At 72.1% G+C, this 20,193-nt stretch carries 18 protein-coding genes; 10 read left to right on the top strand and 8 right to left on the bottom strand.

What is annotated here, in order from left to right; genetic code table 11:
• Window positions 1-2 precede the first annotated feature (2 nt).
• The 3 genes from ACFVT2_RS26160 to ACFVT2_RS26170 all read left to right on the top strand — a co-directional run bounded on the left by ACFVT2_RS26160 (window position 3) and on the right by ACFVT2_RS26170 (window position 4,955).
• Entirely contained in the window at window positions 3-2,240 is a 2,238-nt protein-coding gene (locus ACFVT2_RS26160; protein WP_390021801.1) for a protein kinase, read from the top strand.
• Window positions 2,241-2,283: 43 nt separating this feature from the next.
• Window positions 2,284-4,416, top strand: coding sequence for a PQQ-binding-like beta-propeller repeat protein (locus tag ACFVT2_RS26165; RefSeq protein ID WP_390021802.1), 2,133 nt, complete (start codon window positions 2,284-2,286; stop codon window positions 4,414-4,416).
• 140 nt (window positions 4,417-4,556) lie between these two features.
• Window positions 4,557-4,955, top strand: a complete 399-nt coding sequence (locus tag ACFVT2_RS26170) for a hypothetical protein (protein ID WP_390021803.1) — start codon at window positions 4,557-4,559, stop codon at window positions 4,953-4,955.
• A gap of 33 nt (window positions 4,956-4,988) precedes the next feature.
• Here the strand turns inward: ACFVT2_RS26170 and ACFVT2_RS26175 are convergent, their stop codons facing one another.
• The 7 genes from ACFVT2_RS26175 to ACFVT2_RS26205 all read right to left on the bottom strand — a co-directional run bounded on the left by ACFVT2_RS26175 (window position 4,989) and on the right by ACFVT2_RS26205 (window position 11,053).
• Entirely contained in the window at window positions 4,989-5,600 is a 612-nt protein-coding gene (locus ACFVT2_RS26175; protein ID WP_390021804.1) for a Maf family protein, read from the bottom strand.
• Window positions 5,601-5,628: 28 nt separating this feature from the next.
• Window positions 5,629-6,132, bottom strand: coding sequence for a hypothetical protein (locus ACFVT2_RS26180; protein ID WP_390021806.1), 504 nt, complete (start codon window positions 6,130-6,132; stop codon window positions 5,629-5,631).
• A 14-nt stretch (window positions 6,133-6,146) separates the two neighbouring features.
• The gene (locus ACFVT2_RS26185; protein WP_390021807.1) at window positions 6,147-7,103 is read right to left on the bottom strand and encodes a tyrosine-protein phosphatase; all 957 of its coding nucleotides are present in this window, start codon (window positions 7,101-7,103) and stop codon (window positions 6,147-6,149) included.
• Window positions 7,104-7,283: 180 nt separating this feature from the next.
• On the bottom strand, window positions 7,284-8,768 hold the full coding sequence (locus ACFVT2_RS26190; RefSeq protein ID WP_390021809.1) for a peptidoglycan D,D-transpeptidase FtsI family protein: 1,485 nt from the start codon (window positions 8,766-8,768) through the stop codon (window positions 7,284-7,286).
• A 215-nt stretch (window positions 8,769-8,983) separates the two neighbouring features.
• On the bottom strand, window positions 8,984-9,112 hold the full coding sequence (gene mmpB / locus ACFVT2_RS26195) for a morphogenic membrane protein MmpB (protein ID WP_257980847.1): 129 nt from the start codon (window positions 9,110-9,112) through the stop codon (window positions 8,984-8,986).
• 109 nt (window positions 9,113-9,221) lie between these two features.
• Complete coding sequence (locus ACFVT2_RS26200) at window positions 9,222-9,437, bottom strand: acyl-CoA carboxylase epsilon subunit (RefSeq protein ID WP_390021811.1); 216 nt, start codon at window positions 9,435-9,437, stop codon at window positions 9,222-9,224.
• A gap of 26 nt (window positions 9,438-9,463) precedes the next feature.
• On the bottom strand, window positions 9,464-11,053 hold the full coding sequence (locus tag ACFVT2_RS26205; protein WP_390021813.1) for an acyl-CoA carboxylase subunit beta: 1,590 nt from the start codon (window positions 11,051-11,053) through the stop codon (window positions 9,464-9,466).
• A 131-nt stretch (window positions 11,054-11,184) separates the two neighbouring features.
• Here ACFVT2_RS26205 and ACFVT2_RS26210 point away from each other — a divergent pair, with 131 nt between their 5' ends.
• The 5 genes from ACFVT2_RS26210 (at window position 11,185) to hutH (ending at window position 17,456) form a co-directional block, all read left to right on the top strand.
• The gene (locus ACFVT2_RS26210) at window positions 11,185-12,054 is read left to right on the top strand and encodes a biotin--[acetyl-CoA-carboxylase] ligase (protein WP_390021815.1); all 870 of its coding nucleotides are present in this window, start codon (window positions 11,185-11,187) and stop codon (window positions 12,052-12,054) included.
• A gap of 239 nt (window positions 12,055-12,293) precedes the next feature.
• Window positions 12,294-13,607, top strand: a complete 1,314-nt coding sequence (locus ACFVT2_RS26215; protein ID WP_390021816.1) for an adenylate/guanylate cyclase domain-containing protein — start codon at window positions 12,294-12,296, stop codon at window positions 13,605-13,607.
• A gap of 99 nt (window positions 13,608-13,706) precedes the next feature.
• The gene (locus ACFVT2_RS26220; RefSeq protein WP_390021817.1) at window positions 13,707-14,501 is read left to right on the top strand and encodes an enoyl-CoA hydratase/isomerase family protein; all 795 of its coding nucleotides are present in this window, start codon (window positions 13,707-13,709) and stop codon (window positions 14,499-14,501) included.
• Between the two features lie 167 nt (window positions 14,502-14,668).
• Window positions 14,669-15,781 (top strand): diguanylate cyclase domain-containing protein, encoded by a 1,113-nt coding sequence (locus tag ACFVT2_RS26225; RefSeq protein WP_390021831.1) that lies wholly within the window; start codon window positions 14,669-14,671, stop codon window positions 15,779-15,781.
• A gap of 130 nt (window positions 15,782-15,911) precedes the next feature.
• Window positions 15,912-17,456, top strand: a complete 1,545-nt coding sequence (gene hutH, locus ACFVT2_RS26230; RefSeq protein ID WP_390021819.1) for a histidine ammonia-lyase — start codon at window positions 15,912-15,914, stop codon at window positions 17,454-17,456.
• 94 nt (window positions 17,457-17,550) lie between these two features.
• On the opposite strand, the gene ACFVT2_RS26235 is transcribed toward hutH, so the two are convergent.
• Complete coding sequence (locus tag ACFVT2_RS26235; RefSeq protein WP_390021820.1) at window positions 17,551-17,973, bottom strand: hypothetical protein; 423 nt, start codon at window positions 17,971-17,973, stop codon at window positions 17,551-17,553.
• Between the two features lie 108 nt (window positions 17,974-18,081).
• Here ACFVT2_RS26235 and ACFVT2_RS26240 point away from each other — a divergent pair, with 108 nt between their 5' ends.
• A complete protein-coding gene (locus ACFVT2_RS26240) occupies window positions 18,082-18,420 on the top strand; it encodes a hypothetical protein (RefSeq protein ID WP_390021821.1) in 339 nt (112 codons plus the stop codon).
• 412 nt (window positions 18,421-18,832) lie between these two features.
• Window positions 18,833-20,140: an Ig-like domain-containing protein gene (locus ACFVT2_RS26245; protein WP_390021823.1), complete on the top strand. Its 1,308-nt coding sequence runs from the start codon at window positions 18,833-18,835 to the stop codon at window positions 20,138-20,140.
• Window positions 20,141-20,193 lie beyond the last annotated feature (53 nt).

The following is a 20,193-nucleotide window of genomic DNA, read 5'->3' on the forward strand; positions in this document are numbered from 1 at the left end:
CCGTGCCCCTCCCGCTCACCCACGACGACCCGTCCGGCTTCGGCCCGTACCGCCTGATCGCCCGGCTGGGCAGCGGCGGTATGGGCACCGTCTACCTGGCCCGCTCACCGGGCGGCCGCACTCTGGCGCTGAAGACGATGCACGCCCGGATCGCCCGGGACGCGGAGTTCCGCACCCGGTTCCGGCTGGAGGCGGACGCCGCGCGGGTCATCGGCGGCCGCTACGGCGCCCAGGTCGTCGCCGCCGACCCGGCCGCCGAAACCCCCTACCTGGCCACCGAGTACGTCCTCGGCCCGCCGCTCGACGACGCGGTGGAGCAGTGCGGCCCACTGCCCGAAGCCGCGGTACGGGCCCTGGGGGCGGCGCTGTGCGGGGCGCTCGGCCAGCTGCACCGGTCCGACGTCGTCCACCGCGACCTCAAACCGTCCAACATCATGGTCACCGCGCACGGCCCGAAGGTCATCGACTTCGGCATCGCCCGTGCCCTCGGCGACGAACGACTCACCCACACCGGCTCCGCCGTCGGCACCCCGGCCTTCATGTCGCCGGAGCAGGCGTCCGGACAGGAGCACGCCCCGGCCGGCGACGTCTTCGCGCTCGCCGGCGTCCTGGTCTTCGCCGCCACCGGCCGCGGCCCGTTCGGCGGCGGACAACCCGCCGACCTGCTCTACCGGGTCCGCTACGCCGACCCCGACCTCACCGGCACCCCGGACGCCCTGGTCCCGCTGCTGTCCCGCTGCCTGGCCAAGGATCCGGCCGCCCGCCCCACCACGACCGAACTGGCCGGCCAACTGCACGACGGCGGCGGGGAGTTCGCCGACCACCTGCCGGACCCGCTGCTGGCCCAGATCGGCGCCCGGGCGAGCGAGGTCTGGCAGCTCACGCCCGAGCGGCTGCCCGCCCCGGAGGGCACCCCGACGCTGCCGCCCCCCACCGACACCCCCGCCAAGGGCCGGCTGTCCCGCCGCGGCCTGCTGACCGCCGGGGCTGGCGCCGCCCTCGGCGTGGCGGGCGCCGGCACCGGACTGTGGGCCTGGCTCTCCTCCGGCGACGCCGGCCCCGGCACACCCCCGTACCCAAAGCCCACCGCCGGCCCCACCGTCCCCCCGCTGGCGAAGAAGAAACTGGACTCGCTCTGGCAGCAGCAGGTCGGCGAGCCGGAGACCGACGTCACGCCCGGCAACCCCGCCCCGCCGGCCGCCTTCGAGGACCTGGGGCTGGTGTTCGCCGGCGCGGGCCTGGCCGGTATCGACCCGCCGACCGGCAGCGTCGCCTGGACGACCGACGCCGAGCACGGCAGCTGGCAGACGGCCTGGGACGCCACCCACCTCTACCGCCTCCCCGTCGAGCACGGCGCCAGCGCCCCGCTGCGGATCGTGCCGCTCGACCCGGTCACCGGCAAGGCGGGCAAAACCGCCGTCGAACTCGCCGACTTCAACGGCTGCATGTGGCTCAACCAGCTGCTCTGCGTCACCGCCGACACGTTCTACCTGGTGGGCTGCGTCGGGCGGAGCACCGACATCTACTTCCAGCAGGGCCAGAGCTGGTACGTCACCGCCGTCGACCGCACCCACGGCACGGTGCGCTGGCGGCAGCCGCTGCCGGACCGCCCGCCCAAGGTCAAGTACGTCGGCTCCACCCGCCTGTACTACCTGGCCGCCAAGGCCGTCGGCGACCGCCTGGTCCTGCTCTTCGAGGCCAACGACGGGACCATCCGCGCCCAGGCCCGGGACACCCGCACCGGCGCCCTCGCCTGGGACCGGCCGTTCCCCGCCTCCCGCGACCTCGTACGCCCCCAACTGGCCACCGACGCCCGCCACGTCTATCTGGGCAACGGGCCCCTGCGCGCCCACCGCCTGACCGACGGCACCCCGGCCTGGGACACCTCCACCGCCCGCGCCGGAAAGACCTACGGGCCGCCGACCCTCAAGGACGGCGTGCTCTACGCCGTGGAGAAGGGCCTCGGCGCCGTCGCGTTCGACGCGGCCACCGGGAAGGTGCGCTGGGCCCAACAGGGCGGCGACGCCGGACAGTCCGCCGTCTACGACCCGCCGGTCGTCGGCCCCGGCCACGTCTACGTCCACAGCAAGAGCGAGGGCGTCCTGCGCGCCGTGAGCCTCACCTCCCACCTCACCGCCCACACCTACACGACCACCGCGGACCGCTTCGCCGCCCACGACGCGAGCAAGGTGGTCCTCGCGCTCGGCGGCCGCTTCCTCGCCGGGTTCCCGCTCCAGTGACCCGGCGCACCCCGCCGGCCCTCCGTCAGAAAGCTCCCGCCCCATGACACCTCTCGACACCGGAGACCCGCTCCGGCTCGGCCCGTACCGCCTGCTCGGCGTGCTCGGCGAAGGCGGCATGGGCAAGGTCTACGTAGGCCAGGACGCGGCCGGCACGGTCGCCGCGGTCAAGGTGCTGCGGCCCGAACTCGCCGGCGACACCCAACTCGCCCAGCGTTTCGTCCGCGAGGCACAGACCGCCCGGGCGGTCACCGGCACCGGCGTCGCGAACGTCCTCGGCGCCCGGACCGAAGGCGGCCGCCCCTGGATCGCCACCGAGTTCCTCGCCGGGCCGACGCTCGACCAGGCCGTCGAGGCACACGGCCCGTTCGACGAAGCGGCGGTACGGGCGCTGGGCGCGGCCCTCGCGCGCACCCTCGCCGACATCCACGCCACCGGCCTGATCCACCGCGACCTCAAACCGCCGAACATCGTCCTGACCTCGTCCGGTCCGCGCATCATCGACTTCGGCATCGCCCGCCCCGAGCACGGCCTGACCCTCACCACCACCGGCCAGATCCCGGTCACCCCCGGCTACGGCGCCCCCGAACAGGTCCTGGGCCGCCGGGTCGCGCCGCCCGCCGACCTCTTCTCGCTGGGCGCCGTCCTGGTGTACGCGGCGAGCGGCCGGCGCGCCTTCGACGGCGGCCATATCGCCGCCGTCCAGTACAGCGTCGTGCACGACGCCGCCGACCTCAGCGGCGTCCCCGCACCGCTCCGCCCGCTGATCGAACCGCTGCTGGCCAAGGACGCCGCGGCCCGCCCCACCCCGGCGGCCCTCGCGGCCGCCTGCGCACCGCCCCGGGGCGCCGACCGGGCCTGGCGGCGCGGCCCGGTCGCCCAGGAGATCAAGGAGCGGGAGAGCGGCATCCACGCACTCACCACGCTGACCGCGGCGCCGGAGTCCGGCACTCCGGTCTCGCGGCGCCGGCTGCTGCTCGGTGCCGCCGCCGGCGGGGCGGTGCTCGCCGCGGGCGGCGGCGCGGCCGCACTCTGGTGGCCCCGTACGCGCCCACCGGTGCGGAAGGCCGACCCGTTCGCCGTCCCGCCGGCCGCGCAGACCCCAAAGGCCCACCCGCTCTCCGCCGACGACGGCGACTACCTCGTCGGCGGCTCCCCCAAGGCACTCTGGGGCCCGCTCGACGTCCTCGCCGACGACACCCCCGCGCCTCTGCCGGTCCGCGACGTCCTAGTCTTCGGCGCCCGCGGCGGCGGTATCGCGGCCCACAACGTCGTCGACGGCAAACGCCGCTGGGCCGCGCCCGACGTCCGCGCCACCGGCCGCTACCTCTCGCTCTCCGACCGGCTGATCGCCGCGGTCGATGCCGGGGGCACCCTGCGCACCTTCGTCGCCGCCACCGGCGAGCCCCGCTGGACCGCGCCCGCCGAGGCCGAGTCCCTGCTCGCCGCCGACGAGCACACCGTCTACGCGCTCACCAAGGACCACCGGCTGCGCGCCATCGGCCGGTCCGACGCCAAGATCCGCTGGACCGCGCCGATCGACCCGCCGTTCCGCGCCAAGGCCAATCCGCCCGGGGTGATCGCCGAGGGCCGACTGGTCCTGGCCACCCTCGACGGGCACGTCCTGGCCGTGGACACCGCCACCGGCCGCCGGGTCTGGGACATCCGCAACCAGTCCGACCGCTACGTCCGCCCGGCCCTCTCCGGCTCCACCGTCTACTTCGGCGGCCACACACTCACCGCCCGCCGGATCACCGACGGCAAGGAACTGTGGCACGTCAAGGAGAAGGACTACCTCAACCGCCCCTCCCGCTACGGCGTGGTCACCGCCTACCCCGACGCCGTCTACGCGGCCTTCGAGAACCTCGAACACGACGACGGGACCGAGTCCACGCTGCCGCTCAAGCGCCGGCCCGACAACGGCAAGGAGATCTTCCAGGTCCGCGGCGCCGCCGGCATCACCACACCGATCGTGGTCCAGGGCGGCGGCATCTGGACCGTCTACACCGTCGGTGTCGGCATGCAGGCCGAGGTGCAGACCATGGACAAGAACAGCGGCATGCCGATCTGGAGCTACAAACTGCCCGACTCGCAGGGCCGCCAGTGGCTGTCCGCCGACGGCAACCGCGTCTTCGTGATGAACGACGGCAACCTGTGGGCGCTGCCGGTGTTCTGACCGGCCGCGGACCGGGAGGTGGTCCGTCGCCTGATGGGCGTGGACATCGCGGACGAGGAGTTCGAACAGGCCCCTGACGTGCTCGGCAACATCTACAAGATCGCCGCCGAGAAGGTCCGCGCCGCCCGGGGTGCCGCTGCGTGATCATCCTCGACACCAGTGCCGTCACCGCCCTCGCCGGCGGTCACAGGACGCTGAACCTGCTGGCCGGCAACATGGCGAGGACACCCGGCGACCGGCTGATCATCCCCGCACTGTGCCTGCTCCGGGCCGAGGCCGCCGACGAGGACCTCTCCCGCCGGGTGCTCGCCTTCTCCGCCGTCGCCGTCGACAGCCTCGACACGACCGCCGCCGTGAGCGTCGGAACGATGATCCGCGACGGCTACGGCGGCCCGGACACCTGCCATGCGCTGTACTGCGCACTGCCGCGCCCCGAGTTCACCGGCATGCCCATCCTGCTGACCGGGGAGGAGAGCGCCTACCCGCCCGGGGTGGTCACCGTCGACATCGACTCGACCGGCATGCTGGGCTTCGGCTGAGCACCACCGGGCCGTTCCGAGGGCCGGTCGGGCTCAGGCCCACAACTCCGTGATCGCGATGCCCAGGTCGGCCAGCAGGCGTCGGAACAGCGGAAGCGAGAGGCCGATGACGTTGCCCGGGTCGCCGTCGATCCCGTCGATGAACGGCGCCGAGCGGCCGTCGAGGGTGAACGCGCCCGCCACGTACAGCGGTTCACCACTGGCCACGTACGCGGCGATCTCGGCGTCGCTGGGCTCGCCGAAGCGGACCGTGGTGGACGCGGTGGCCGACACCTGCCGGCCGGTCGCGGTGTCGATCACGCAGTGGCCGGTCCGCAGGACCCCGGACCGGCCGCGCATGGACTTCCAGCGGGCCGTGGCGTCCTCGGCGTCCGCCGGCTTGCCGAGCGCCCGCCCGTCCAGCTCCAGGACCGAGTCGCAGCCGACGACCAGCGCCCCCGCGGCCTCCGGCCGGGCCGCGACCGCGGCGGCCTTCGCCTCGGCCAGCACCCGGGCCAGCTCCTTCGGGGTGGCGGCGGTCAGCGCGTCCTCGTCGACCCCGCTGACCAGGACCTCGGGCGCCAACCCGGCCTGCCGGAGCAGGCCGAGACGGGCCGGGGACTGGGACGCGAGGACGAGACGGCGGGGGCGGGGAGCTTCGGTCATGCCCGCCATCGTACGGAGCCGGCGGCGGTCAGCGGGCCGGGGCCCGGTGCCGGGCGACCCACAGCGCCAGCCATCCCGCGAGCGCACCGAGCGCGGCCCCCAGGGTGTTGTGCGCCCAGTCCGCGGGCTGGCAGTCCCGCACCGGGTCGAGGGTCTGCAACAGTTCGACGGCGGCCCAGGTGGCGGAGATGCCGAGCGGCACCAGCAGCGCCCGCCGGGTCGCCAGCACCCCGCAGAGCGCCGGCGGGATCCACAACAGGACGTTGACCGCCTGGTGCCCGGCGCCCACACCCAGCGTCCGCACCCCGGCCCCGTCCTCGACGACGCACTCGTGCAGCCGCGCGAGGACGCCCGGCGCGATCTGGTCGGGGAGCGTGATCCCGACGCACAGACCGCAGGTCACCAGGAAGAGCAGGGTCGGCACGGACGGCCATCCGCGCCGCCGGACGAGCGGGCGCCACGCCCACAGTCCGAGCAGGACCAGCACCGCACACAGGGCGGCCATGACGAAGGCGTGCAGCTTCGGGGACATCTACGAGGCCCCCCTCACGCGCTGGTCAGCCGCTGCCGGAGCTTTTGCTCCGTGGCCCGGTCCAGCCCGAGCCCCTTTCTCAGATAGCCGTCGAACGACCCGTACGCGGTCGTGACCTCGTTGAACGCCGCGTTCAGATAGCTCTCCCGCACCCCGAGCACCGGCTCCAGCAGCGCCGGGTCCTTGACCTTGCCGGCCGCCCGGAGCTGCGCCAGCTGACGGTCGTTGGATGCCTGGAGGTAGTGGTTGGACGCCAGGTAGTCCTGGTCGACGGTGGCCCGCGGCACGCCCGCCGCGGTCAGCAGGACGGCGCTCATCCAGCCCGTGCGGTCCTTGCCCTGGGTGCAGTGGTAGAGCACCGGCGTCCGGCCGTCGGCGACCGCCCGGGCCGCCGCCCCGAACGCCTTGCCGGCCGCCGGGTCCTTGACCAGCCAGGCGTAGTACGCGTCCATCATCCGCACCGCCTTGCCGGCACCGAGCGCCTGCTGCTGGGCCGCCGGGCCGCCCGCGAGGAGCGTGCCCATGGTCCGGGAGAGGTCGGCGCCGGGGTCGTAGACGGGCAGGGCGGTGCGCCGGACGCCGGCCGGCAGTGCGTCCCGGGCGGTCGCCACCTCCGCCGGGGAGCGGAAGTCGAGGTCCTGGGTGATGCCGTCCCTGGTGAGGGTCTGCTGCTCGGCGGGGGTGAGGTGGTTCAGGGCGTCGGCGCGGTAGACCACGCCGTGGCGGACCTGGTGGCCGTCGGCGGTCCGGTATCCGCCGAGGTCGCGGGCGTTGGGGGCGTCCCGCAGGCCCATCGAGCGGGGAGTGGGGGCGGCGGCCCGTGCGGCGCTGCTCGACCGGCCGCCGGGGGAGTCCTGCGCGGGCCGGGCGGAGCAGCCGACGGCGCCGGTGGCGAGGACACCGAGACCGGTGGCCGCGACGAGGAGCCGGAGCGCGGGCCGCCGCACCGGGAACGTATTAATGGTGACCATTAGGCGAAGGTAGGGGCGCCCTCAGTAAATCCTCCGTAAGCATTGCCGGCGGTCACAGCGAACGCACAGCCGGCGCCACAGGAAACCCACAGGAAACGGGCCGGGCCCCGGTACTCAAGGGAGATCATTTCCCCTTTTTCCCGGCCGCCCGGCCCGTCGCATTCCGCGTCCCGGAATTCCCTACTTCTTGAGCACGGCCTCCATCACCGACTTCGCGATCGGCCCGCCCAACTTCCCGCCGGCGATCTCCGACCGCGGGATGTCCATGTCCTTCGGATCGACGAAGACCGCCACCGCCACCGGCGAACTCCCGTCGGGCGACTTCGCGTAGGAGACGAACCAGGCGTACGGCCGCTCATCGTTCACATTCGCACCGTGCTGCGCGGTACCGGTCTTGCCGCCGACCGTCACCCCGTCGATCTTCGCCTTCGAGGCGGTGCCGTCCGAAGCGGTGTACTCCATCATTTCCTGCACCTTCTTCGCGGTGTCCTCCGATACCGCCTGCGGATCCTTCGGGTTCAGCGGCGTCGGATCGAACTTCTCGATCGTGGACAGATCCGGACCGCGCAACTCCTCGACCAGATACGGCTTCATCACCTTGCCGTTGTTGGCGATACCGGCGGCGACCATCGCCATCTGCAACGGCGTGCTGGTCACACTGCCCTGCCCCATACCGGTCAGCGCGGTCTGCGGCTGGTCCAACTTGCTCGGATATCCACTCACCGCGGAACGCACCGGAATGAACTGCTCCGCGTTGAATCCGAATTTCTCCGCGGTCTCCCGCATTTTGTCCGTGCCCAGCTTGTGCGCGGCATCCAGGAAGACGTTGTTGCAGGACCACTGCATACCGGTCTTCAGCGACGCCTTGTCGCACGGCGCCCCCACGACGTCGTTGCCCACCTGGGTACGGGTCTGCGGAAGGGTGTACGGGGCCGGGGCGCCGGAGGAGGCGTTGATGTCGGTGACGGTGCCGTGCTCCAGGGCCGCGGCCGCGGTGAGCACCTTGAAGGTGGACCCCGGCGGGTAGATCTCGCGCAGCGCCCGGTTGTTCATCGGCTTGCTCTTGTCGGCGTCGAGCGCCAGGTACTTCTTGCCCTCCGCGTCCGACAGCCCCGCGAAGGCCGACGGGTCGTACGACGGCGTGCTGGCCATCGCCAGGATCTTGCCGGACCGCGGGTCGAGGGCGACCACCGCGCCGTTGGCGTGCAGATCGGTCAGCCCCTTGTACGCGGCCTTCTGTGCCTTCTCGCTGATGGTCGTCAGGACGTCGCCGCCGCGCGGCTTCTCACCCGTCAGCATCCCCCGCGCCCGGTTGAAGAACAGCCGGTCGTCCTTGCCGCTGAGCACCTTCTTGTAGACGCCCTCCAGCATGGTCTCGCCCGCCGCCTGCCGGGCGTATCCGGTGACCGGGGCGTACATCGCACCGTCGGTGTAGGTCCGCTTGTACCTGAAGTCGCCGCTGGTCTCCACCGACCCGGTGACCGGCTTGCCGTCCACGATGATGTTGCCGAGCGGGTACGAGTACGCCTCGATCTTGACCCGTCGGTTGTGGTCGTCGTTCGCGAGCTGATCAGCCTGCACGAACTGCACCCAGGTCACCCGGACCAGCAGGGCGAGCACCAACACCCCGCAGAAGACGGCTATGTGTCTGAGCGGCCTGTTCATGGTCTCCCCTCCAGCCCGGCAGGCGGCCGGCCGGTCACCGCACCGCCGCATGCCCGAATTGCACTGTCGAGAGAGAAAGATGCAATTTAGGGCCCTGCGGTTGCAGGGGGTGAAGTTGCGGGGGGTGGAAGAGGTTCCCGGGGTGAGGGGGTGGAGGGGCGAGGGGGCGCCGCATCCCATCCGGGTTCCGGGAACCGGAGCCCCCGGAAGGGGCGTCACCTCACCAGGAGTACCAGGGTCCCCACCATGATCGCCGTGGCGAGCACGAAGCCCATCCGACGGAGCTTCGCCTGCACCTCGTGCAGCTCCTCGGGCGGTTCATCGGGCGGATCGGACCACAGCATGGCGTCGATCCTCCCGTCCCCCACGGCAACGGCGCCTGAGTACGCGTACTCAGGCGCCGCACCACGAAGGACTAGTCAGTGCACTATGCACCGACCGGATTTCGCCAGGTCACCGCGGCCAGAAGCTGGTCCGCCAGGCCCGCGGTCCCGGATGGGGCAGCCGGGACCGGGCCGGAACCGTCGCCGCCGGATCCGACCACTCGCTACCGTGCCCACCCTCCTTCGGGGCGGCACCGGCGGCCACCGCCGCCGCCCGGGCCTGCACCACCGCCAGTGCGGCGGCCAACTCCTCAGGGGTGGGATTGCCCCGTACGACCTTGATCATCGTCGACCGACCTCCTACGGCGGGGACTACAGCGGGATGTTGCCGTGCTTCTTCGGCGGCAGCGCCTCCCGCTTGTTGCGCAGCGTGCGCAGTCCGCGGACGATGTGCCGCCGGGTCTCGGACGGCATGATCACCGCGTCGACATAGCCCCGCTCGGCCGCGACGTAAGGATTCAGCAGGGCGTCCTCGTACTCCTGGATCAGCTCCTGGCGCCGGGACTCCTGCTGGGCCGGGTCCTCGATCGCGGCCAGCGTCCGGCGGTGCAGGATGTTCACCGCGCCCTGCGCGCCCATCACCGCGATCTGCGCGGTCGGCCACGCGAGGTTCAGATCCGCACCCAGGTGCTTGGAACCCATGACGTCGTACGCCCCGCCGAACGCCTTCCGGGTGATCACCGTGATCAGCGGAACCGTCGCCTCCGCATAGGCGTAGATCAGCTTGGCGCCGCGCCGGATGATCCCGTCGTACTCCTGGTCCGTCCCCGGCAGGAAGCCCGGGACGTCGACGAACGTCAACACCGGGACGTTGAACGCGTCGCAGGTGCGCACGAACCGCGCGGCCTTCTCGCTCGCGTTGATGTCCAGACACCCGGCGAACTGCATCGGCTGATTGGCCACCACGCCGACCGGATGCCCCTCGACCCGTCCGAACCCGGTGAGCATGTTCGGCGCGAACAGCGCCTGGGTCTCCAGGAATTCGCCGTCGTCCAGCACATGCTCGATCGCCGTGTGCATGTCGTACGGCTGGTTGGCCGAGTCCGGGATCAGCACGTCCAGCTCGTGGTCCGCGTCGGAGACCGTCAGGTCCGCCTCCTCCGGGAAGGCCGGCGGATCCGAGAGGTTGTTGGACGGCAGGTAGGACAGCAGCCCCTTGACGTACTCGATGGCGTCCTTCTCGTCACCCGCCATGTGGTGCGCCACGCCCGAGGTCGTGTTGTGCGTACGGGCCCCGCCCAGCTCCTCGAAGCCGACGTCCTCGCCCGTCACCGTCTTGATGACGTCCGGTCCGGTGATGAACATGTGTGACGTCTGGTCGACCATCACCGTGAAATCCGTTATGGCCGGCGAATACACCGCGCCGCCCGCGCACGGACCCACGATCAGGGAAATCTGCGGCACCACTCCCGACGCATGCACATTGCGCCGGAAAATCTCCGCGAACAGCCCGAGTGCGGCCACCCCCTCCTGAATCCGGGCACCGCCGCCGTCATTGATCCCGATGACCGGGCAGCCGTTCTTCAGCGCGAAGTCCATCACCTTGACGATCTTCTCGCCGTAGACCTCGCCGAGCGACCCGCCGAAGATCGTGAAGTCCTGCGAGTACACGCACACCGGACGGCCGTCGACGGTCCCGTAGCCCGTGACGACGCCATCTCCGTAGGGCCGGTTCTTCTCGATCCCGAAATTCGTCGACCGGTGCCGGGCGAACTCGTCGAGCTCGACGAACGAGCCCTCGTCCAAAAGGAGATCGATACGCTCACGCGCCGTCAACTTCCCTTTGGCGTGCTGCTTTTCCACCGCACGGGCGGAGCCGGCATGAGTGGCTTCCTCGACCCGTCGCTGTAGATCCGCCAATTTGCCCGCGGTGGTGTGGATGTTTGCTTCCGGTTCGGACATCGGGATGCGGCTCCTGCTCGTCCTGGACTGGCACTCGTACGGAGGGGAGTACGGGTGTGGCTACCGACTCGTAGCGTATCGGCGGGACTGCTCTCCGGCACTGCGTCGTTGACCACACCTAGGCTGGGGCCATGACGCCTCAACCACCGGAAAACCGGGACAAAGACGCCGGTCGCTGGAGTGATCTGAGCCGCCCGCCGTTGAATGCCAACGCGCTGCGCCGGGCCCTGATCCGACCCGACTCGCTCTGGTCCGCACTGGACGTCGTCCCCGCCACCGGCTCCACCAACACCGACCTCGCCGAGCGCGCGGCCGCCGGCGGCCTGCGCGAGGGGACCGTCCTCGTCGCCGAGGAACAGTCCGCCGGCCGCGGCCGCCTGGACCGCCGCTGGTCGGCGCCGCCGCGCTCCGGCCTCTTCTTCTCCGTCTACCTCACGCCGACCGTGCCGCCCGCCCGCTGGGGCTGGCTCCCGCTCCTCACCGGGGTGGCCACGGCCGCCGCGATCGCCCGCTTCGCCGGCGTCGACACCGCACTCAAGTGGCCCAACGACCTGCTGGTCACGGTCGACGGCGACGAACGCAAGACGGGCGGCATCCTCGCCGAACGCGCCGGTGACGGCGTCGTCGTCGGCATCGGCCTCAACGTCTCGCTCACCGCCGACGAACTCCCCGTCACCACCGCCGGCTCCCTCGCCCTCGCCGGCGCCGAGCACACCGACCGGGACCCCCTGCTACGGGCCGTGCTCCGCTCGCTGGAGGACTGGTACGGCGCCTGGCAGGCGACCAACGGCGACCCGGCCACCTGCCGCCTCCAGGAGGCGTACGCGGCGGGCTGCGCCACCCTGGGGCGGAACGTGCGGGCGGACCTCCCGGGCGACCGCTCCATCGAGGGCGAAGCGGTCGCCCTCGACGCCGACGGCCGCCTCGTCCTGGCCACCCCGGACGGCACCCAACAGGCGGTGGACGCGGGCGACATCGTCCACCTCCGACCGGCGTCGTAGTCGCGCCTCACCCGTTGCGGTTCCGGCGGGAGCCCTTCCGCCGGACCCACCCGCCGGCCGGGCCCGGCGGCATGCGCCACCGACCGGAACCCCACCGCGGGCCACGAGCCGAGCGCAGCGACTACGTGAGGCAGAGCACACCTGCCGTATCGTTGAGGCGGTCCGTCGGCAGGCAGCGGATCATGGGCGAGCAGCAAGATCGGAAGGGCCGTGCGCAGGGAACGGACAGGGAGCGGTCGGTGACCGTCGACGAGCCGGGGGCCACCCCGCGCGGCGCGGACGCCGAGGGTGAGGCGGTGGGCGAGGCGCCTGCGGGCGAGCCCACCGGCGACCCCGCAAGGAGCGACGGCGGCCCCGAGGGGGCAGACGGCGGCAGCGTCGAGCGCGGCAACGAGCACTCCGACGGCAGCGGCGAGAACAAGGCCAGCGGCGAGAGCAACGACGACGGCGAGAGCGACGGCGGCGACGAGAGCGACGGCGGCAACGAGAGCGGCGGGGAGAACGGCGAGAACAACATCGCCGTCAAGCTCGAACAGCTCATCCTCGGTGCCGACCGCCGCTACACACCGTTCCAGGCGGCCCGCAGCGCCGGCGTCTCCATGGATCTCGCGGCCCGCTTCTGGCGGGCCATGGGCTTTGCGGACATCGGCCAGGTCAAGGCCCTGACCGAGGCCGACGTGCTGGCCCTGCGCCGCCTCGCCGGCCTCGTCGAGGCGGGGCTGCTGAGCGAGGCGATGGCCGTGCAGGTCGCCCGTTCCACCGGTCAGACCACGGCCCGGCTCGCCGACTGGCAGATCGACTCCTTCCTGGAGGGGCTGACCGAGCCCCAGGACTCCGGCCTGACCCGTACGGAGATCACCTATCCGCTGGTCGAGCTGCTGCTCCCGGAGCTGGAGGAGTTCCTGGTCTACGTCTGGCGGCGGCAGCTCGCCGCGGCCACCGGGCGGGTTGTCCAGGCGCAGGACGACGTGGAGATGGTGGACCGGCGGCTGGCCGTCGGGTTCGCCGACCTGGTCGGGTTCACCCGGCTGACGCGGCGGCTGGAGGAGGAGGAACTGGGCGAGCTGGTCGAGGCGTTCGAGACCACCGCCGCCGACCTGGTCGCCGCGCACGGCGGCCGGCTCATCAAGACGCTGGGCGACGAGGTGCTCTTCTCGGCGGACGACGCGGGCATCGCGGCCGAGATCGGGCTGCGGCTGATCGAGACCATGGGCCACGACGAGACGATGCCCGAGCTGCGGGTCGGCATCGCGTTCGGCACGGTCACGACCCGGATGGGCGATGTCTTCGGGACGACGGTCAATCTGGCCAGCCGGCTGACCTCGATAGCGCCGAAGGACACCGTGCTGGTGGACGAGGCGTTCGCGGTGGAGCTGGGGCGTACCGGCGACGCACCGGTCTCCGAGGCGGACGCCGCGGCCGCGGAGAAGGCCGCCCAGGAGGGCACCGGTAGCCCGCCGCCCCCGTACCGCTTCGCGTTGCAGCCGATGTGGCAGCGGCCGGTGCGCGGGCTGGGCGTCGTCGAGCCGTGGATGTTGACCCGCCGCAGGTGAGGCGGGTGCGGCCGCGGTGGCCCTGCCGGAATCGTCGTTGAGCTGACATGATCCTCGTCGTCAGGTCAACGAGCGTTAACCGGCGATCGGGAGGGCGGCATGCAGCGGTTCGGTGCACAGGAATGGGTCGGCGTGGCGCGCCACGGCTTCGTGGCGGAGCTGGTCCTGGACCGGCCGAAGGCGATGAACGCGGTGTCGACGGAGATGGCCGACGCGCTGGCGGAGGCGTGTGCCGCGCTGGCCGCCGACCGCTCCGTGCGGGCGGTGGTGCTCACCTCCACCCATGAGCGGGCGTTCTGCGTGGGCGCCGACCTCAAGGAGCGGAACTCCTTCACCGATGCGGATCTGATGCGGCAGCGGCCGCGCACCCGGGCCGCGTACACCGGTGTGCTGGAGTTGCCGATGCCGACCGTCGCCGCCGTGCACGGTTTCGCGCTCGGTGGCGGCTACGAGTTGGCGCTGGCCTGCGATCTGATCGTCGCGGACGGGACCGCGGTGGTCGGGCTGCCGGAGGTGTCGGTGGGCGTCATTCCCGGCGGGGGCGGCACGCAGCTGCTGCCGCGCCGGGTGGGGGCGGCGCGGGCCGCCGAGTTGGTGTTCACCGCGCGCCGGGTGCCGGCGGCCGAGGCGGGCGAGCTGGGGTTGGTGGACCGGGTCGTGGCGGACGGGCAGGACCGGGCGGAGGCGCTGGCGCTGGCCGCCGCGATCGCCCGCAATTCGCCGGTCGGGCTGCGCGCGGCCAAGCGCGCCATGCGGCTCGGGCAGGGGTTGGACCTCCGGGCCGGACTGGATCTTGAGGACGGTGCGTGGCGGAGCGTGGCGTTCTCCGGGGACCGGGCCGAGGGGGTCGCGGCGTTCAACGAGAAGCGGGACCCGGACTGGCCGGGGGAGTGACCGCCCCATCCGCTCCTTCCGGTGGTGGTCGACCGGCGGAAGGGGCACATTGGGCCCATCATTCCTACGCTGTAATACGGAGCGTGCGCACGGCTACGGAATGTGAGGATCCGGTGACGGGCGAGGGTGACGCGAGGCTGCGGGCCGTAGTGGAGCTGGCGCAGGCGATGGCGGCCGCGCCGGCGCTGCGCGACTCGGCCCGGGCCGCGGCGCAGGGGGTGCGGAAGGCGTTGGGGGGCTCGTTCGCGGCGATCTCCAAGTGGGAGCGCGAGCGGGGGCAGCTGCGGGTACTGGTGAACGTCGGCGAACTCGCCCCGGGGGAGCGGGAGTTCCCGGACGACGAGGCGTATCCGGTGCACGAGTTCTCGGAGATCGTCGGGTTCCTGCACGAGCAGTGGGCGGGCGGCGGGGCGCCGAGCGCCTGGGTGGACGTGGCGGAGGGGGAGCCGGGCGGCGAACCTTCCGACGGCCCGGAGGTGCCGCCCGGCCGCCGGGGGCGGGTGGCCGCGCTGCGGCGGCGGGGGCGGGGTTGCTGTGTGGTGGCGCCGCTGGTGCTGCACGGCCGGGCGTGGGGCGAGCTGTATGTGGCGCGGCGGCCCGGGGAGCCGGTGTTCGGGCGGGCGGACGCCGATTTCGCGACCGTGCTCGCCGCGGTCACGGCCGCCGGGATCGCCCAGACCGAGCGGCTGGCCCAGGCCCGTCGGCTGGCGTTCACCGATGCGCTGACCGGTCTGGCCAACCGCCGGGCCGTCGATATGCGGCTGGACGAGGCGCTGGAGCAGCACCGTGCCGACGGGGCGGTGGTCAGCCTGGTGGTGTGCGATCTGAACGGGCTGAAGCAGGTGAACGACTCGCGCGGGCACGCGGTCGGCGACCGACTGCTGGAGCGCTTCGGGTCGGTGCTTTCGCTGTGCGGCGCGATGCTGCCGGGGACGCTCGCGGCGCGGTTGGGCGGGGACGAGTTCTGTCTGCTGGCGGTCGGCCCGGTGTCCGACGAGGTGGTCAAGGTGGCCGGTGAGCTGTGTGGGCGGGCCGCGGAGCTGGACCTCGGCGAGGGGGTCGCGGTGGGGGTGGCCTCGACCGGCGATCCGATCGGCCCGGTGCACAGCGCCCGGCGGCTGTTCCGGCTGGCGGACGCCGCCCAGTACCGGGCCAAGGCGGCGAAGTCGGGCGAACCGGTGGTGGCCGGGCGGCACGGTGGTGCGGACGATCCGGTCGTGCGGTTGGCGGATGAGCCGGAGCCGCCGCCGGGGCCGGAGCGGCGGAAGTTCCGGAGGTGAGCACGGGCGCCGGGTGCCGGGTGCGGCCGGCTCGGGCGATGATCGGTAGCGGAGGCGGTGACGATCGGTAAGGGGTGATCCCGAAATCCGGTGGTGACATCTGGCGATTCAGTCTCTAGGGTGCCTGAATATGGATATGCACACTGTGGTGCTGAGGACGTCCGGCACCACCGCACAGGACGTCATCGCGGTGGCCCGCGGCGCGGCCCGGATCGAGCTGTCCGAGGAGGCCCGCGCGGCCGTTGCCACCGCCCGCGCCTTCATCGACGAGCTCGCCGCCAAACCGGACCCGGTCTACGGCGTCTCCACCGGCTTCGGCGCCCTCGCCGTACGCCACATCAGTCCCGAGCTGCGCGCCCAGCTCCAGCGCAACATCGTGCGTTCGCACGCGGCCGGTATGGGCCCGCGGGTCGAGCGCGAGGTGGTCCGCGCCCTGATGTTCCTGCGGCTGAAGACCCTCGCCTCCGGGCACACCGGGGTCCGCCCGCTGGTCGTCGAGACCATGGCCGCCCTCCTGAACGCCGGCATCACCCCGGTCGTCCACGAGTACGGCTCGCTCGGCTGCTCCGGCGACCTGGCGCCGCTCTCGCACTGCGCGCTGACGCTGATGGGCGAGGGCGAGGCGGAGGGCCCCGACGGCGTCGTCCGGCCGTCCGGCGAGCTGCTGGCCGCGCACGGCATCGAGCCCGTCGAGCTGCGCGAGAAGGAGGGGCTGGCGCTCCTCAACGGCACCGACGGCATGCTCGGCATGCTGGTGATGGCCTGCGCCGACCTGGCCCGGCTGTTCACCTCCGCGGACATCACCGCCGCGCTCTCCATGGAGGCGCTGCTCGGCACCGACAAGGTCCTCGCACCCGAGCTGCACGCCATCCGGCCGCACCCGGGCCAGGCCGCGTCGGCCGCCAACATGCTGGCGTTCCTGGCCGGTTCCGGCTTCACCGGCCACCACCAGGACGACGCCCCGCGCGTCCAGGACGCCTACTCCATCCGCTGCGCCCCACAGGTCGCCGGCGCCGGCCGGGACACCCTCGCGCACGCCCGCCTGGTCGCCGAGCGGGAGCTGGCCGCCGCCGTCGACAACCCCGTCGTACTGCCCGACGGCCGGGTGGAGTCCAACGGCAACTTCCACGGCGCGCCGGTCGCCTACGCCCTGGACTTCCTGGCCATCGCCGCGGCCGACCTGGGCTCGATCGCCGAGCGTCGCACCGACCGCCTCCTGGACAAGAACCGTTCGCACGGGCTGCCCGCCTTCCTCGCCGGGGACCCGGGCGTCGACTCCGGCCTGATGATCGCCCAGTACACCCAGGCCGCGCTGGTCAGCGAGCTGAAGCGGCTGGCCGCCCCGGCATCGGTGGACTCCATCCCGTCCTCCGCCATGCAGGAGGACCACGTCTCGATGGGCTGGTCGGCGGCGCGCAAGCTGCGCACCGCGGTGGACAACCTCACCCGGGTCGTCGCCGTCGAGCTCTACGCCGCGACCCGCGCCGTCGAACTGCGCGAGGGCCTGACGCCGGCCCCGGCGACCCGCGCGGTGCTGGACGCCCTGCGCGCCTCGGGCGTCCAGGGCCCGGGCGAGGACCGCTTCCTGGCGCCGGACCTGGAGGCGGCGTACGCCTTCGTCCGGGACGGGAAGTTGGTGGCGGCGGCGGAGTCGGTCACCGGCGAACTGGCCTGACGCCTCGTCAATCGGCGCCGGCCGCCCCGTATCGGTGGCGGCCGGCGCTGTTCGACGCCCGGCCCGCCGTCCCCGTCGCGGGTGCGTCCCGGGCTCAGGCGGTCTCGTCGCGGGTGCGGCGTACGGAGTAGCCGACCAGTGCGGCGCCGAGCGCGAGGCAGGCCGCGCCGCCGACCACGTAGGGCGTGGTGTCCAGGCTGCCGGTGTCGGCGAGGTAGTGGGTCGCCCCGCTGCCCTCGGCCGGATCGCCGCCGGGCCGGGTCGTGGTGGAACCGCTGTCGGAGCCGCGCGCACCGGAGTTGTGCTTTTCGGCGGCCGGGCCGCCGGCGTGACCGTCGGTGTGGGCCGCGTCCGACACATTCGCCCGCCCCGGACTGACCGGTGCGGAATCCGCCCCGAGGCCGGAATGCGGCGCTCCGCCCTCTCCCACGATCGCATTCGCGGAGGGCACGAACCACAGGGCGAACAGCACCGATCCCGCGGCAGCGGCGGTCAGTAGTGGTCGTCGTGCGGTCACGAAAGCTATCCCCCTTGTGGGTTCGGCGAATTGGCCGTTGACCGCAGATGTTAGTGACCGCCGCGGGTCGCGCGGTAGTCGGGACCCGGAGGTGCTTACCCTCCGTCCATGAGCAATGGCGAGACATCACGCTTTGTACGGCTTCACGTCGAACTGGTCATGGAGGTCACCGACGCCGACGAGCTGACCGGCGCCGCCGTCGGCCGTATCAACGGCGACCCCGCGCTCCCCGACGACGAACGCAGGCAGTCCCTGGAAACGGTCAGAGATGATCCGGCGGAGGCACTGGCCCACCTCATCGACCCCTTCGACCTGGTCGCCGAGGTACCCGGCACCGAACTCGCCCAGGCGTCCTGGAGCAGCGAGGAGATGACCGACTACGACCCGGACGCCGAGTGGGACGCGGCGGAGTGGGACCTGGCGGACGACGCGGCCGAGGAGGGCTGACCGCGGTCCCGTCGCCCCCACTCACCCCCATCGAGGCCCCCGTGCGGATCAGTGCCGCACGGGGGCCGATACGTCTACGACGCCGGGTCGTTTATGCAGCCGGGTCGCTTTCTCGGACGACGCGGGGAAAAGGCCGCGACGCCCGCCGGGCGGCCGGATTCAGGCCGTTCGCCACCCGTCATGACGTAAGCCGTACGTCATGCAGCACTCCGCAGCCATATGCGTGATCTGCATCATTATTTGGCCGATGGGCGTTTTGGTGCCATTGCGTGTCCTTCCCCACAATTCCGCCAGGAATGAAGCGGATGAAAGGGATAAGGCGTACCAATGAAGTCGGCCGGAATGCCTGCGTCCAGATATGCCTGCGTTCAGTTGGCGGCTCGCTCGGGGATTTTTCCCACAATCGGTAGCAATGGAGAAGCGTGTGATGACGGACCGCAAGCGCCGCAAGGGCCTCATAGCCAGTGCCGCGCTGCTCGGGGGCGTTCTCACGGTCGCCGCGTGTGGTGCCAGCAGTGCCACCGGTCACGGCGGCGGTGCGAACACCGGACGCCAGGAGGGCACCCAGCACGAGAGCACCCAGCAGGTGGACGAGGCGGCGGCCCAGGACGCCTCACAGGCGAAGATCACCATCTCGCCGAGGGACGGCTCGACGGACACCGGCCTCAACGACGTCGGGGTGACCGCCAGCGGCGGCAAGCTCACCGACGTCACCATGACCACGGTCGCCGCGCACCAGACCCAGCAGACCCAGCAGAAGACCGTCAAGGGCACCCTGTCCGCCGACGGCACCTCCTGGAAGCCCCGGCAGGCACTGTCCCGCGCGACCACCTACAAGATCACCGCGCACGGCGTGGACGCCCAGGGCCGCACCGCGGTGGAGAACTCCACCTTCACCACGGTCTCCCCGACCAACAGCTTCCTCGGCAGCTTCACCCCCGAGGACGGCTCGACGGTCGGCGTCGGCATGCCGGTGTCGATCAACTTCGACAAGCCGGTCAAGAACCGCCAGGCCGTCCAGTCCGCGATCAAGGTCGCCTCCAGCAGCAACCAGCAGGTCGTCGGACACTGGTTCGGCAACAAGCGGCTGGACTTCCGCCCCCAGGGCTACTGGAAGCCGAACTCCCAGGTCACCCTGAAGCTCGCCCTGGACGGCGTCGAGGCGTCGCCGGGCGTGCAGGGCATCCAGAACAAGACCGTCCGCTTCACCGTCGGTCACTCCCAGGTCAGCACCGTGAACACCAAGACCCACCTGATGACCGTGGTGCGCGACGGCAAGACGATCAAGACCATCCCGATTTCCTCGGGCAGCGACGACCACCCGACCTACAACGGTCAGATGGTCATCTCCGAGAAGTTCCAGCAGACCCGGATGGACGGCTCCACCGTCGGCTTCACCAACAACGACGGCAAGGGCGAGTACGACATCCCCGACGTCCCGCACGCCATGCGGCTGTCGAACTCCGGCACCTTCATCCACGGCAACTACTGGGGCAAGGGCATCTTCGGCAAGACCAACACCAGCCACGGCTGCATCGGTCTGAAGGACGTCAAGGGCGCCAAGGACGCGTCCACCGACGGCGCGTGGTTCTTCAACAACTCGCAGATCGGCGACGTCGTCACGGTGATCAACTCCCCGGACAAGACCATCAAGCCGGACAACGGGCTCAACGGCTGGAACATGTCGTGGACCCAGTGGGTCGCCGGCAGCGCGGTCTGACCCGGCACGACTCCGGCACGACGGCGCCCGGTGCCTCGCGGTGAACGCGAGGC

The sequence above is a fragment of the Streptomyces sp. NPDC058000 genome (assembly GCF_042886435.1).
Taxonomy (GTDB): domain Bacteria; phylum Actinomycetota; class Actinomycetes; order Streptomycetales; family Streptomycetaceae; genus Streptomyces.